The organism is Pseudoalteromonas sp. S3776 (genome assembly GCF_005886915.1).
GTDB lineage: Bacteria > Pseudomonadota > Gammaproteobacteria > Enterobacterales > Alteromonadaceae > Pseudoalteromonas.
In genome coordinates this window covers 68,433-82,153 of the sequence record NZ_PNCU01000019.1, presented here as the reverse complement: position 1 = coordinate 82,153, position 13,721 = coordinate 68,433, and the positions used below count along the sequence as shown (strand labels likewise).

General features: G+C 40.1%; 15 protein-coding genes, 1 other RNA gene and 1 pseudogene. 11 read left to right on the top strand and 6 right to left on the bottom strand.

Going from position 1 to position 13,721, the window contains the following annotated elements; all coding sequences use genetic code 11:
- Window positions 1–51 precede the first annotated feature (51 nt).
- From petA to CWC16_RS09660, 5 genes are all read left to right on the top strand, one after another.
- Entirely contained in the window at window positions 52–642 is a 591-nt protein-coding gene (gene petA, locus CWC16_RS09680) for a ubiquinol-cytochrome c reductase iron-sulfur subunit (protein ID WP_004589105.1), read from the top strand.
- Window positions 642–1,907 carry a cytochrome b gene (locus CWC16_RS09675; protein WP_138541397.1) on the top strand — a complete coding sequence of 422 codons (1,266 nt, stop codon included), beginning with the start codon at window positions 642–644 and terminating at the stop codon, window positions 1,905–1,907. The genes petA and CWC16_RS09675 overlap by 1 nt, the downstream gene beginning before the upstream one ends.
- Window positions 1,904–2,653, top strand: coding sequence for a cytochrome c1 (locus tag CWC16_RS09670; RefSeq protein WP_138541396.1), 750 nt, complete (start codon window positions 1,904–1,906; stop codon window positions 2,651–2,653). The genes CWC16_RS09675 and CWC16_RS09670 overlap by 4 nt, the downstream gene beginning before the upstream one ends.
- An 80-nt stretch (window positions 2,654–2,733) precedes the next feature.
- The gene (gene sspA, locus CWC16_RS09665; protein ID WP_055014195.1) at window positions 2,734–3,360 is read left to right on the top strand and encodes a stringent starvation protein SspA; all 627 of its coding nucleotides are present in this window, start codon (window positions 2,734–2,736) and stop codon (window positions 3,358–3,360) included.
- On the top strand, window positions 3,360–3,800 hold the full coding sequence (locus tag CWC16_RS09660) for a ClpXP protease specificity-enhancing factor (protein WP_055014194.1): 441 nt from the start codon (window positions 3,360–3,362) through the stop codon (window positions 3,798–3,800). The genes sspA and CWC16_RS09660 overlap by 1 nt, the downstream gene beginning before the upstream one ends.
- A 49-nt stretch (window positions 3,801–3,849) precedes the next feature.
- On the opposite strand, the gene dolP is transcribed toward CWC16_RS09660, so the two are convergent.
- From dolP to CWC16_RS09640, 4 genes are all read right to left on the bottom strand, one after another.
- Window positions 3,850–4,416: a division/outer membrane stress-associated lipid-binding lipoprotein gene (gene dolP / locus CWC16_RS09655; RefSeq protein WP_004589110.1), complete on the bottom strand. Its 567-nt coding sequence runs from the start codon at window positions 4,414–4,416 to the stop codon at window positions 3,850–3,852.
- Window positions 4,409–5,002 carry an SIS domain-containing protein gene (locus CWC16_RS09650; protein WP_138541395.1) on the bottom strand — a complete coding sequence of 198 codons (594 nt, stop codon included), beginning with the start codon at window positions 5,000–5,002 and terminating at the stop codon, window positions 4,409–4,411. Before CWC16_RS09650 ends, dolP begins: the two co-directional genes overlap by 8 nt.
- A gap of 70 nt (window positions 5,003–5,072) precedes the next feature.
- Window positions 5,073–5,444 carry a YraN family protein gene (locus CWC16_RS09645; protein WP_138541394.1) on the bottom strand — a complete coding sequence of 124 codons (372 nt, stop codon included), beginning with the start codon at window positions 5,442–5,444 and terminating at the stop codon, window positions 5,073–5,075.
- 12 nt (window positions 5,445–5,456) lie between these two features.
- On the bottom strand, window positions 5,457–7,340 hold the full coding sequence (locus CWC16_RS09640; protein ID WP_138541393.1) for a penicillin-binding protein activator: 1,884 nt from the start codon (window positions 7,338–7,340) through the stop codon (window positions 5,457–5,459).
- Window positions 7,341–7,401: 61 nt separating this feature from the next.
- Between CWC16_RS09640 and rsmI the strand changes: the two genes are divergently transcribed.
- Both rsmI and rnpB read left to right on the top strand, forming a co-directional pair.
- The gene (rsmI, locus tag CWC16_RS09635) at window positions 7,402–8,259 is read left to right on the top strand and encodes a 16S rRNA (cytidine(1402)-2'-O)-methyltransferase (protein WP_138541392.1); all 858 of its coding nucleotides are present in this window, start codon (window positions 7,402–7,404) and stop codon (window positions 8,257–8,259) included.
- Window positions 8,260–8,302: 43 nt separating this feature from the next.
- An RNA gene (gene rnpB / locus CWC16_RS09630) (RNase P RNA component class A) lies at window positions 8,303–8,681 on the top strand.
- 167 nt (window positions 8,682–8,848) lie between these two features.
- Here the strand turns inward: rnpB and CWC16_RS20240 are convergent.
- Window positions 8,849–9,009: pseudogene (locus tag CWC16_RS20240) on the bottom strand (IS3 family transposase); the annotation flags it as partial.
- Between the two features lie 170 nt (window positions 9,010–9,179).
- Entirely contained in the window at window positions 9,180–10,367 is a 1,188-nt protein-coding gene (locus tag CWC16_RS09625) for a DNA-methyltransferase (protein WP_138541391.1), read from the bottom strand.
- Between the two features lie 125 nt (window positions 10,368–10,492).
- On the opposite strand from CWC16_RS09625, the gene CWC16_RS20400 reads away from it, so the two are divergent.
- Genes CWC16_RS20400 through CWC16_RS09605 form a run of 4 tightly spaced genes read left to right on the top strand, consistent with a single transcriptional unit; the run spans window position 10,493 to window position 13,513 of the window.
- Window positions 10,493–10,729, top strand: a complete 237-nt coding sequence (locus CWC16_RS20400; protein ID WP_138541390.1) for a helix-turn-helix domain-containing protein — start codon at window positions 10,493–10,495, stop codon at window positions 10,727–10,729.
- The gene (locus CWC16_RS09615) at window positions 10,726–11,616 is read left to right on the top strand and encodes a hypothetical protein (protein WP_138541389.1); all 891 of its coding nucleotides are present in this window, start codon (window positions 10,726–10,728) and stop codon (window positions 11,614–11,616) included. Before CWC16_RS20400 ends, CWC16_RS09615 begins: the two co-directional genes overlap by 4 nt.
- A gap of 15 nt (window positions 11,617–11,631) precedes the next feature.
- Window positions 11,632–12,663 carry a ParA family protein gene (locus CWC16_RS09610; protein ID WP_138541388.1) on the top strand — a complete coding sequence of 344 codons (1,032 nt, stop codon included), beginning with the start codon at window positions 11,632–11,634 and terminating at the stop codon, window positions 12,661–12,663.
- Window positions 12,656–13,513 carry an SIR2 family protein gene (locus CWC16_RS09605; RefSeq protein ID WP_138541387.1) on the top strand — a complete coding sequence of 286 codons (858 nt, stop codon included), beginning with the start codon at window positions 12,656–12,658 and terminating at the stop codon, window positions 13,511–13,513. The genes CWC16_RS09610 and CWC16_RS09605 overlap by 8 nt, the downstream gene beginning before the upstream one ends.
- Window positions 13,514–13,721: the final 208 nt, after the last annotated feature.

The following is a 13,721-nucleotide window of genomic DNA, read 5'->3' as shown; positions in this document are numbered from 1 at the left end:
ACTGATGTTCTCAATATAGCAAGTGTTGAGAATCATAGTGGAGATAAGTGGATGAGCAATGCGCCTGTAGACAATGGCCGACGTCGCTTTTTAACCATAGCTACCTCTGTTGTAGGTGGTGTTGGTGCGGCTGGGGCTGCTGTTCCTTTTATTGCGTCTTGGAATCCAAGTGAGCGAGCTAAATCTGCGGGTGCGCCTGTAGAAGTAGATATCAGCAAACTTGAGCCAGGGCAATTAATACGTGTCGAGTGGCGTGGTAAACCTGTATGGGTTGTATCACGTACCCCTAAAATGCTTGAGCAGATGAAAGAACATGAAGGTCAACTTCGTGATCCGCAATCGCAAGAGCCACAACAACTAGAATCATCAACAAATGATTACCGTTCATTACGCCCAGAGATTTTTGTCGCTGTGGGTATTTGTACGCATTTAGGGTGTTCTCCAGGCTTTTTCCAAGGTAACTTTAGTGAAAAAGTTGAAGGGACAGATGATGGTTTTTACTGTCCATGTCACGGTTCTAAATTTGATATGGCTGGGCGAGTATTTCAATCAGTTCCTGCACCATTGAACTTAGAAGTACCACCTTATACTTTTCTTGATGAAACCACTATTTTAGTGGGCGAAGAAAAAGGGGTAGCCTAATGTTTGGTAAAATTGTTAGTTGGATTGACGACCGTATCCCAATGACACGTGTTTGGAACATGCACATTGCACAGTATCCAGCACCTAAAAACTTTAACTTCTGGTACTTTTTTGGCTCGCTAGCCATGTTAGTACTAGTAAACCAAATACTTACTGGTATTTGGTTAACGATGAACTTTGTTCCCTCTTCTGAAGGCGCTTTTGCATCAGTAGAGTACATCATGCGTGATGTTGAATACGGTTGGTTATTGCGTTATTTACACTCAACGGGTGCATCTGCGTTCTTCATCGTTGTTTATATGCATATGTTCCGTGGCATGATCTACGGTTCTTACCAAAAACCACGTGAATTACTGTGGTTGTTCGGTATGTTTATTTTCTTAGCATTAATGGCTGAAGCCTTCATGGGTTACTTACTACCATGGGGTCAAATGTCGTTCTGGGGTGCGCAGGTAATCATTTCGTTATTCGGGGCTATTCCGGTAATTGGTGATGACTTAACACTTTGGATCCGTGGTGACTACGTAATATCGGGTGCAACGCTTAACCGCTTCTTTGCATTACACGTTATTGCACTACCATTGGTTATTGTAATTTTAGTGTTCTTACACATTGTTGCGCTACACGAAGTGGGCTCTAACAACCCTGACGGTGTTGAAATAAAACGCAAAAAAGGCACTGTGGCTGAAGAAGATAAGCCTAAATTTAAATTCCATGAGTATTACACCAACAAAAAAGACATTGTTGATGCGATACCGTTCCACCCGTACTACACAGTAAAAGATATTGTGGGTGTGGTTGGTTTCTTAATCTTGTTCTGTTGGGTTGTATTCTTTATGCCTGCGATGAATGGTTTCTTCCTAGAAGCGCCAAACTTTGAAGCAGCAAACCCACTTAAAACGCCAGAACACATTTTCCCAGTTTGGTACTTTACGCCATTCTATGCAATCTTACGTGCAATCCCTGATAAGCTTATCGGTGTTGCGGCAATGGGTGCGTCAATTGTGGTACTCGCATTGTTACCGTGGATTGACCGTGGTCGTGTTAAATCGGTTCGTTACCGTTGTGGTTTCCACAAATGGAACATTGCAGGTTTCGTTGTAACTTTCGTTCTTTTAGGTTGGGTGGGTGCAACTCCACAAACTGATATGAAAACGATAATTTCTCAAATCTGTACTGTGACTTACTTTATGTTCTTCGTACTGTTGTTTATATACAGTAAGAATGAAAAAACTAAGCCATTGCCTGAGAGGTTAACGAAATGATGAAAAAGCTACTTATTGGTGTATTTGCTTTATCAGTAAACTTGCTGCCTAATATGGTTATGGCTGCGGGTCCTTCGGTTCCTCTTATGGAAGCGGGTAACGATATATCTGATCAGCCTTCTTTACAGCGCGGCGCAAAGTTGTTCATGAACTACTGTCTTGGTTGTCACCAAATGCAGTATCAACGTTATGAACGTACTTTTCGCGATATTGGTATTCCGACAGAGCTTGGTAAAGAGCAACTAATTTTTGACGGTTCAAAAGTAGGTGGTCATATTCTTAACGCTATCGCAAAAGACGACGCTGCAAAATGGTTTGGAGCGGCTCCGCCGGATCTAACAAATGTGGCGCGTGTGCGCGGTAGTGATTGGATTTACACTTACTTAAAATCGTTTTACAAAGACGAATCACGTCCGTTTGGTGTTAATAATACGTTATTTCCATCAGTAGGTATGCCGCATGTTCTTCAAGAGCTACAAGGTTTACCTACACCTATTACTGAAGAAGTAGAACAACACGGTGAAACAGTCATCAAGGTTGTTGGTACTGAAACAGATGGTAAGGGCGAGCTAAGCGTTGATGAATACGATCAAGCTGTTCGTGATTTAACGAATTTCTTAGAGTATGTAGGTGAGCCTACACGCCTTGAGTCAGAAGCGTTAGGTATTAAGGTAATCGGATTTTTAGTTATCCTGTTTATCTTGGCATTTATGCTTAAGAAAGAATACTGGAGAGATGTTCATTAATTTGAGCATTTTACAAGGTAATTTTGCAATAGGGGCTTAAGCCCCTATTGCTGTTTTAGTTATTTAATGGAGGTATAGGCATGGCCGTAGCTGCCAATAAGCGCCCTGTAATGACCCTTTTTTCTGGTGCTAACTGTATGTATAGCCACCAAGTACGTATTGTACTTGCAGAAAAAGGTGTAAGTGTAGATATTCATTTGGCTGAAAAGGATAACTTGCCAGAGGCACTTCACGAAATTAACCCTTATGGTACAGTACCGACACTGATTGACCGTGAGCTTGGCTTATATCAGGCAAACATCATCATGGAATACCTTGATGAACGTTTCCCTCATCCTCCACTAATGCCTGTTTATCCGGTAATGCGTGGTCGTAGCCGTTTAATGATGCACCGTATTGATACTGATTGGTACAGCTTAGCTGAAAAAATCAATAACAATACTGCAGATGCTGAACAAGCTCGTAAAGAGCTAACAGAAGCACTACTTGCAATTGCACCAATCTTTAACGAAGCACCTTACTTTATGAGTGAAGAGTTTAGCTTAGTAGATTGTTACTTAGCACCGCTATTATGGCGTTTACCAGAGCTTGGTATTGAGCTTAATGGCTCTGGCGCTAAAGAGCTAAAAGAGTACATGATCCGCTTATTTGAGCGTGAGTCATTCCAAGCTTCTTTAACTGAAGCAGAGCGTGAGATCCGTTTATAATGACGCCTAATCGTCCTTATTTATTACGTGCTTTTTTTGATTGGATCGTAGATAACGAGTGCACACCGCATTTAGTGGTGGACGCAGATTACCCAGCAGTGCAAGTGCCTACGCAGTTTGTACAAGATGGCCAAATAGTGCTTAATATTAGCCCTTCAGCCGTAACTGGGTTTTCGTTAGATATGGAGCAGCTAAGCTTTAATGCGCGCTTTGGTGGGCAGCCAATGCAGGTATATGTGCCTTTAGGTGCAGTACTTGCTATTTATGCGCGTGAAAATGGCGAAGGAACAGTCTTTACCGCAGAAGAGTTTTTAGAGGACGAAGACGATTTTGCACCTGAGCTTGAAAGTGTAGAGACATCAGATGAACTTATTGATGAGACTCCGCCGCCAGAAAAGCCAGAAAAGAAAAAAGGTTCGCATTTACGCGTTATTAAGTAACGTTTAAATACAAAAAAAACCGCTAATTTAGCGGTTTTTTTATGTGCTTTTATAAATATTCAAACACTTTAATAACGCGCTCTACACCCGATACATTGCGTGCAATATTAACCGCTTGGTTAGACTCAGATTCAGATACTAAGCCCATTAAAAATACTTCAGCGTTTTCTGTTACCACTTTAATATTATTACTTGGAATATCTTTCGCTGTTAGCAGCTGCGCTTTTACTTTAGAAGTTAGCCATGAGTCGTGTGTTTGTGTGGTAATACCAATATTAGAGCCAATCCTAATTTGATTGTGTATTTTACGTATACCTGAAAGCCCCTCAATGCTTTGTTGAGCTTGGTTTTTCATTTCTTGATTGGCAACTTGCCCAACTAATAAAACAATGCCATTTACGCTTATAGCGTCTACATTGGCAAACTTTTCTAATCGTTCAACTTCACTCAGCGCAATACTGGCTTTAATTTCTATATTATTATCATCTATTTGAGAGCCAATTGTACGGCGATCATTTGCTGCAGTTACTGCACCAGCTGTTCCTGCAACCACCGCGGCTGCACAGCCTTGCAGTAAAACAACAGTACCTAAAACAATAAGAGAGCGTTTAAACATAATTTTCATCCTGCGGGAAAAGAGTTAAATCAACCAGTTCACTTAAACAATGTAAGTTAACTAAGTGAGATTCAATAATGCGGCTAGGTCGCTTAGAAGGCGTACGAATTTCTACATCATTAGGGCCTAATAAGCCAACAAGTTCTCCACCGTCATCACCTACCATCACTATGACCTTCATATCTTTGGTAAGTGCAGCCTCTACAGCAGAAATAATATGTTTTTCGTTACCATTAATGGCAAGCGCAAGAAGTAGGTCGCCTTGTTGTGCAAAGGCGCGTACTTGGCGAGCAAAGGTATCATGCTCATCCACCTGGCTATTTTGTCCTAAATTAATGTTTTCTTGAGATAGTGCAATAGCAGGCAAACAGGGGCGCTCTGTTTCGTAATGATTAACTAATACGCCGGCCATGTGCTGCGCTAACATATGGCAGTTTGTTGTGCCGCAGCAAAGAAGTTTATTCCCATTAATTAAACTTTGTGCAATGGTAAATGCAGCAGACTCTAGTGCACTTGGCAGTACTTCGCCTGCCGCTATTTGTACTTGTATGCTCTCTGTAAAAATTTCTTTAATTGTATCTTGCATAGACTACCAATAATTTATTCGTCATTTTTGTATGTTGCTGGACGTTTTACTAATCTGTTTGTGGATAATTCTAAAGTACGTTTTTAATCCAGTTTATATTGCCAGCCCCTTGACCTGTAATGGCTACATAGTCGGCTCTGATAGGCTGATTAGTTAAGTTTTTTGCTGCCAAGTAGTGATAAATAGTACGTTTTAATCGTGCTTGTTTTTGTGCGCCAAGAGCATAATTTGCGCCGCCTCTGGCATTGTTTTTACGAAACTTAACTTCTACAAATACCAGTGTATCGCCGTGTTTCATAATCACATCAAGCTCACCAAAGGGGCAATAATAATTACGCTCAATAGGCGTTAGCCCCTCACTGATTAAGTATTTTTCTGCTTGGCGTTCATAGTACTGGCCTTTTTCTCGGCTATTTTGCCACAGCGCTTTAAACCACGACATAGCCGCTCCAGATTAATCAAACGTAAGCGAAGTGCTTTCGTTGGCTGATTGCATAAATAAAGGCACGGGCTGCTTTGTTTCTAGCTGTACAGCTTTTATGCGTCTATTTGTGTATTGTGCCCAATCAAGCGTACGCTCTATGTGCCCACTGGTATTAACCGAAAGCTTTCCACTTAAACCGGTAAACTTATTACCGGGCATTATGCTCAGCTGCCTAATATCGCTTAGCACCGACACGGCATCGTAAGCCATGGCAAATAAGCGTTGGCTTATATCGGCATTTTCAGGCCACAGGGTGTTGTATTGGTTGCGTAAATTGTGCTGTTTAACTGTTGAATTAAGCATCCAGGGCAGCTCTGTAAAGTAAAGTCCTTCTAAATCGCCTTTGTCGGTACGATCGATTTGTTTACTGTGGCTTTTTGAGCTGGCGTACAATGGAATACGCTCTGCAAAAGTACTGACATTTACATCTAAATAAGGTTTTATCAGGCGTGTTTCTATGGCATCACCTAAAATGTAAATAGCATCGATATCGCTACGTGAGCGGGTTTCACTTTCTACTTCTTGTTTAAATAAAGACTTAACCGTTTTAATACGCTGTTTAGACTTATCAACTTCCAATAAACTGGTGATTGTGTTTGGCATGTCTTTGTTATCGTTGTAAAAACCAATTTGGGGTTTGGTTTCGCTATAGCGTTGCCACTGAATATTAAAGTAATCAACCAAGCGTTGGCCATTAGCATTATTAGGCGCTAATAGCATGGGCTTTTGATAACCTTTAGCTAAAAAGTGCTCCAGCGCTTGCTGTACTTCATGTTCAGGATTTAAAGCAAAAAAGTAGTGTTGCAACGAGAGTCGTTCGCCATCAAACGTATTTAAGTGTAATGTTGGCGTATCGATAAGTGTTTTAGCTTGCGCAAGTTTATCAATATTCGCTTTTAATAATGGCCCAATCACAAAGTCTGGATTAAATTGGCTTAGTTGCTCGTTTAACGCTTGAGTTGAAAGGTTTTCATCAATAAAAACGGTATCGTTAATAGTTTGCTTATCAAGCCCTGCTAAAATGCCTGCTTTAAGGGCGTCACCTAAACGCTCATTGGCGCCTGATTGCGGTAAAAGTACAGCTAAACGCTCAATGTTAACTGGAGCTAGGTTGGCTAGTGCTTCATCTTGCTCTGGTAAAATAGCCACTGCAGGGTGCCCTGGGTAACGGCGACGCCAGTTATTAATGGCTTGGTCGAGCTCTACACCGCTACTTGCATATACCTGGTGGTACAAAGCTAAATTAGTCCAACCTTGTTGAATAACAGAGCCACGATTAAAGCGCTCTAGCGCATAAGAAGACAGCTTAGTTAAGTTATCCCAAAGCGCTTGTTGCAATGAAGGAATTTCAATATTGTTTTTATTCGCTGTTTCTGAGGCCCTAAAAAAGTAAGGTGCAGCGCGCTTAGGAAAGTTTTGTGATGCATAAATGCTAGCAGTTAAATATTGATGCCAAGCAAAGTGCTCAGGCTGTTTAAGTTGGCCATCGAGCGATTGTAAAATAACGAGTGCTTGATCGTTTTTATTTTGCTGCTTTTGCGCATAAGCAATGTATAAGCGGTTTTGAATTTTATCAACGCTTGGGGTTTGCTCAAGCTCATTACAAATATTTTCAAGTAACGGCCAGCTTTGCTCCGAAATTGCGGCATCTCGGGCACTGTAAAGTAATTGAATTTTGTCTGCACCGGTGCGGTTTAAGGCTAATTTATAAATAGCATCGGCACTGGTTGCTTGATTTTGCAGCGCATTCGCACTGGCATTAGTACTATCGCTATTTTTAGTTGGTTTTTCGGTTGTGCTACAGGCCGATAACCCTGACAATATAATTAATAGACTAACAAGTTTAAGTCGCACAATGATTTCCCAATACGTTAACGCGATTTGCTTATATTACTGACAGACGCAGGAGACCTCAATGTTAAATGAGGAGAATTCACAGAAAATTGGCACTCTTTACATTGTAGCCACCCCAATTGGCAATTATGACGACTTAAGCCAGCGTGCCATCGCGACATTATCGCAGGTTGACTTAATCGCTGCTGAAGACACGCGCCACACCGGTAAGCTGCTAAGCCACTTTGGTATAAAGGCTAAAACCTTTGCATTACATGACCATAACGAAAAACAAAAAGCGCAGCAGGTTATTGATTGGCTAAACGAAGGCAAAAATATCGCGCTGGTATCAGATGCCGGCACGCCGCTGATAAGCGACCCAGGTTATGCCGTTGTAAACCTGTGCCGCGAGCAAGGCGCGCATGTAACACCCGTGCCCGGTGCCTGTGCTGCGATTACTGCGGTATGTTGCTCAGGTTTACCTACAGATCGCTTTCAATTTATTGGCTTTACACCGGCTAAAAGTAAAGCAAGGCAAGACTTTTTTATTGAGGCTGTTAATTCAGGCATTACCAGCATAATGTACGAAAGCACCCACCGTATTATGGCAAGCCTAGATGATTTAGAAGCGGCACTTGGTAATGAGCAACAAGTGGTTTTTGCAAAAGAGCTTACCAAAACCTTTGAAACCTTTTTTAACGGCACAGTGAGTGAGTTAAAGCAATTTTTAACTGATGATCCCACTAAGCAACGTGGCGAAATTGTTTTAATGTTGCCAGGCAAACCTAAGCTTGTGGACGATATTCCACCCGAGGCGCGAAAAATGCTGGCACTGCTTGAGAGCGAAATGCCAATGAAAAAAGCCTGTGGAGTAGTGGCTGAGTTCTTTGGGATGAAAAAAAATGCACTATACAAAACAATTATTGACGAAAAAGCGTAAATCTTTACTGCGTACAAGGCGCAGCTCATGTATACTGCGCGCCGAGTTAGCCAAGATAATCGCTGCCTGTGACGAAAATGATCAGGGGGAGGAAAGTCCGGGCTCCACAGGGCAGAGTGCCAGCTAACGGCTGGGGGGCGTGAGTCCACGACAAGTGCAGCAGAGAGGAGACCGCCAACCTTCGGGTTGGTAAGGGTGAAAGGGTGCGGTAAGAGCGCACCGGGCCGCTAGTAATAGTCGGTTGCAAGGTAAACTCCACTCGGAGCAAGACCAAATAGGGTTCTATCATTTTAAATAATGAACGCGTGGCCCACGTGAGAACCGGGTAGGTTGCTTGAGCCATAGAGCGATTTATGGCCTAGACGAATGATTATCACTTTCTTCGGAAAGGACAGAACCCGGCTTACATGGCTAACTCACTCATTCAACAAAAAAGCCCGCAGTTAACGCTGCGGGCTTTTTTGTGCCTAAAAATTAAAATAAGTCATTAGTTTTTGGCTATCTGTTTGCAGTATTCGTTAGAATTTCAACAACGAGTGGTAACTGGGCTGTGAGAAATTATGATGTTTTTGAAGGCAAGATTTGACCTCATTGGTGAAGCCGATGGTGCTTGGTCATTCCGTTCTTGCTTTAATGAGTAACCCACATGTTGACGGTTGAGTTACCCCCCATCACTTTGCCTTCTTCTGCTTCTGCTTCTGCTTGTGTATAGCCTTGGTCGATTATAAGCTGAGCTGTTTCTAATTTGATTGCCGCAGAATACGTTGCCCGTTTTAATTTCGTCTTTTTTCACCCAAATTTGTATGCTAATTAGCATAACATTTCTCTCTTAATGGATGGCCAAATTAACTATGCCGCTACAAACTTTAAAACTACAGGTTTTGGGATGGGTTTTTATTGTATTAAATAGCAAGTAAAGGTTATTTTCTAACTGATTCAGCTGTCCATAACCCTATCTTTTCGCGGTTTAATCGAATTTTCTCAGGAAAGAGTGCATTAACTTTTTCTCTGTATCCTTTTAATATCTCACGCTCGGATTCAATTATTGAAAATCTATCCTCGATAATATCTATAGGCCCTAACTCTGAGCCTATCCATTTTCTATTCTTTAATTCAGCGGCCATATATGTTGTACCTGAACCACCAAATGGGTCGAATACAGTATCCCCTTCATTAGAGGACATTTCAATAATCCTATCAAGCAATTTCAATGACAGCTCATTAGAGCCTTCTCTTCGCTTGTATTTTGCATGTCTAACGGGTGGTATATCTGTCCATATATCGCTGATATTAATTCCAAGTGGGTTCATTTTGTTTTTGTACCCACCATAGTCTTTTAGTTCACTGTAGCACTTGGGGCATGTTTGCATTGGTAATCTATCAGGTTTAAATGTTTTAGGCTTTTCGCCCTTTACATAATAAAGCAAAGAGTAGTGACTTGGGTACAATCTACCTTGAATTGGCATAGAGTACTTAATATCTACACCTATCCAGTTTCTAAAAGTTAGTATGCCATTCAGTATCGTCGTCAATGAAGCATTCCACTTTGGAAGATTCCAAATAAACATGGACCCACCTGGTTTTAATATTCGAGCGCATTCATTAATCCACTCTTGGCACCAGTGCAGGTACTTTTCAGTTTTTATGTTGTCGTCCATTTCTGAAGGGTACATTTTGGCGAGATTAAAAGGAGGATCTGCAAAAACTAGATCCACACTATCATTTTCCATTGATTTTAGGAGTTTGTAACAGTCGCCACGGTAAAGCTTACCTAAGCTGGTTTCGAACTCTAAATGGTAATCATTCATTGGAGACTCAAGCTTAGGCGCGTAGTTAGATAAAATGGGCTCTAGCTGATCAGCATATTTCTGAATAGCTTCTAAAATATCCTTATCAAGTCGCCCCATTTTTAAACGTAAAGCTAACTCTGTTAGATCGGTCGCAAATTTTAGTTTTTTAAGGTCATTTCCTGTAGGTACAATATTGTTGGTGTTGTAGTACTTTAATTGTTTTAACGAAATCCCCGACCTTTTTGCGAATGCTTTCAAACCTTCTTGCGATAAAGGGTCAATACCTAGTGCTTCGAAAAACTGATTTGAATAACCCATAATTCCTCCAAATTAATATTTTCTCATCATATCACATTAATTCCCTTTGTGCAGACTATTGTCCGTCGACTATTGTCTGAGTAAAAGGTAGCTTTATATTACTTATCATGCGGTTGGAGTGAAGTTTGCGATTGGAAGATGCTTTTGGAGCTACCTTAAAAGAGTTAAGAGTTGAAAGAAGTATTTCTCAGGACACGCTCGCGTCGTGCAGCGACTTAGATAGAACTTATATTTCCTTGTTGGAAAGGGGTCTTAGATCCCCTTCACTAAATACTCTATTTCAAATAGCAGAGGCTATGGATATATCGCCCGAGAGTATAGTCCGTGAAGTAAAAACTAAATGCAATGAAGGGATATCATGATAATAAATAGAAGAAATACTGTCAGTTTAAATACCGGGGTAGTTAATAAAGTTTATACTGCCGTTGAAGGAGCTTTGCAAGGCATTACAACGTCAGGAGAGGAATTTGTTGTTAATGATACAACATGGTTCGCTCGAAATCGTAAAGGCTCTGTAACCTCTTGTGTTGTAAATTCTGCCCAATATATGTCTAAAAAATTTCAATACAACTTGGCATCTTATAATGGTTGGAAAGGGGAAACTCGTTTGGACAGGCAGAATTTCGATGGTTTTGGATTAGTTCAGGCCGAAGGTGCTGTTTACACTTTGGATGAAAAAGTAATAGTAGAGTTTATTAAAAAGTACCTTTTAGCAATTAATCAGCCAGAGTATCTCATTTCTAAGTATTTTTCGGTTTTCTACGGCATGTATGTTAAGCGTAACTTTTTTAACCTCAATGGTGTTCCAGATGAGTTACACGGCTATTTTACTAATTCATCTTCTTCAGAGAGTATTCGAATAGGTGTAGAATTTGAGACTGGAAATATAGGTAGTTCGTTTAGAGCTTTGATGAAGCTTAACAATTTATTCTTAAAAGGTTTTATTGATGTAGGTGTATTTATTACTTCAAATGATAAAGAGAATTGCTCTGCTCGAATTTGGCCGAGTAGTAACAGAAATGGTAGTTTTGCAGAGCTTGAAAATAGGAATTTTAGGGACAATGTACATTTACCTCTGATTGAGATTGGTTTTAGCCCTGATAGGTTTTCAAATAATATTGGTTATTTAAGCGAAAGAGGCGGCCTATATCTCCCATTAGCAACAGGCAGCTCAATAGTCCATAAATCTATCAATTATAAGGTTTATCTTGGTGACAATAATGACGAAATATTGTTACCAGAGAATTAGTCTAAGGAATATAATATGAAATCCATAGTTTTTTTTAACAACAAGGGAGGGGTCGGTAAAACAACGTTAGCTTGTAATATAGTTTCGTTTTTAAATACAAATAAAAATAAACGAGTATTGCTAATTGATGCAGATCCCCAGTGTAATGCTACCCAGGCTATTTTGAGCGATGATTTATGTGAGTCTATTTACCTAGAACAATCTACTAATGTAGATACTTTATATACTTCATTAAAACCCTTTGAAGATGGTGAAGCTTCAATAGAAACCAATATCACACCTATGTTGGGTACTAAAAACAGGTTTGGAACTGATCTAATACCAGGGCATCCCAAAATGTCTGTTATTGAGGATAATCTGAGTGATGCTTGGTCCGAATTAAGAGGCAGGCAAACGCGTGGATATCGTATGACTAATTGGTGTCACCAATTAATGAAGTCATTTGAAGATCAATATGATTATATCGTATTTGATGTTGGTCCTTCGTTAGGGGCATTAAATCGTTCAGTGATATTAGCTTGCGACTTTGTCGTAACGCCCTTTGGTTGTGATATTTTTAGCTTACTTGGTATTCAAAATATTGCCGGTTGGATATCAACATGGAAAAGCCAATATGACAGTTCAATAAATGAGGCTGTCAGCCAAGATCCCACTGTTATTGATAGATATCAGATCATACATGACACCTCTAAAAAGTATCGTTTTGCTGGTTACTCTGTTCAGCAGTATGTTACTAGAAAATTTAAAGAGGGCCCAAGACCTGTCAAGTCTTATGATAAGATTATGAAAGAAATACCAGAAACAGTTTCTTCTGCAATGGAGTTTCTTTACCCAAACAACTTCAAGCCAGCTAATGCTGAATTAGGGCACATACCTTATTTGTATAGCCTAATCCCTATGGCTCAATCTTCTAAATCTCCGATTCATAAATTAGAAAGAGGTGATGGTGTGACAGGAAGTCAATACGCTCAGGTAACCGCTTACTCTGAACTTATGGATGAAATATGCACAAGGCTCTTGGATACTTTAGAGGGTAGTGATGATTAATTGGCCAAAATCATTAGTAAGAGAAATAGCTAGAAGGCGGGTCGTACTTTTCTTAGGCGCGGGAGTTTCTGCTACATCAACAGACTCATTTGGAAATCGTCCTAAGACGTGGAAAAACTTTTTAATTGAGGTTTGTAGCCTAGTCCATGACACAACTGACCAATCAACTATTAAAAAGTTGATTGAAGACAACCAATTTCTTTTAGCTTTGCAGGCAATATCGGAAGAAGCGAATACAGCCGACTATCGAGACATATTAAATTCTAATTTTAATAATCCGAATTTTGAACCTAGCGATATTCATGAGATAATTTTGGCCCTGGATGCAAGTATAGTTATCACCACAAACTTCGATAAAATTTACGAACGTTATTGTGAGTCAACATCAACAGACGGCTATAAAGTTGTGAGCTACAACGATCGTGATTTAGGAGACTTAGTCCGTTCGGATGACAGGTTAATAGTAAAAGCGCATGGCTCAATTAATAATATTGGGAATATGATTTTTACTAAGTCTCAATATCATGAAGCTAAGAAAAATTATCCACAATTTTATGAATTGCTTAAAGCAATATTTTTGACTCATACCTGTGTATTTATTGGTTGTGGTTTAGATGATCCCGATGTGTTGTTGATGCTAGAAGATGTGAAAATTACGTCTTCAGGAGATTTGCCTCACTATGCTGTATTTCTTGAAAGTGAGGTTAATAAATTTGCAACCAGAGATTGGAAGAAAGCATATAACATTGATGCGCTTACGTATGGTCCTTCATATGATGGCTTAAAGCCGAACTTAGAACAGTTACTTGAAAAGGTCGAGGAGTTTAGGTCGACAAAGCCTTTGTCTTAATTTCTATACCCTGTCGTTATGAGCAAGTTTTCTAAAATTTCCATATCATAATCAAGAAATCGTGAATTCATTAAAGCCCTTTTAGAAACAAGTTGTTAATTATAGCTTTTTAGTTAACTTATATGGCTAACTCACTCATTCAACAAAAAGCCCGCAGTTAACGCTGCGGGCTTTTTTGTGCCTAAAATTTGGTTAAGTATTGTGTTGT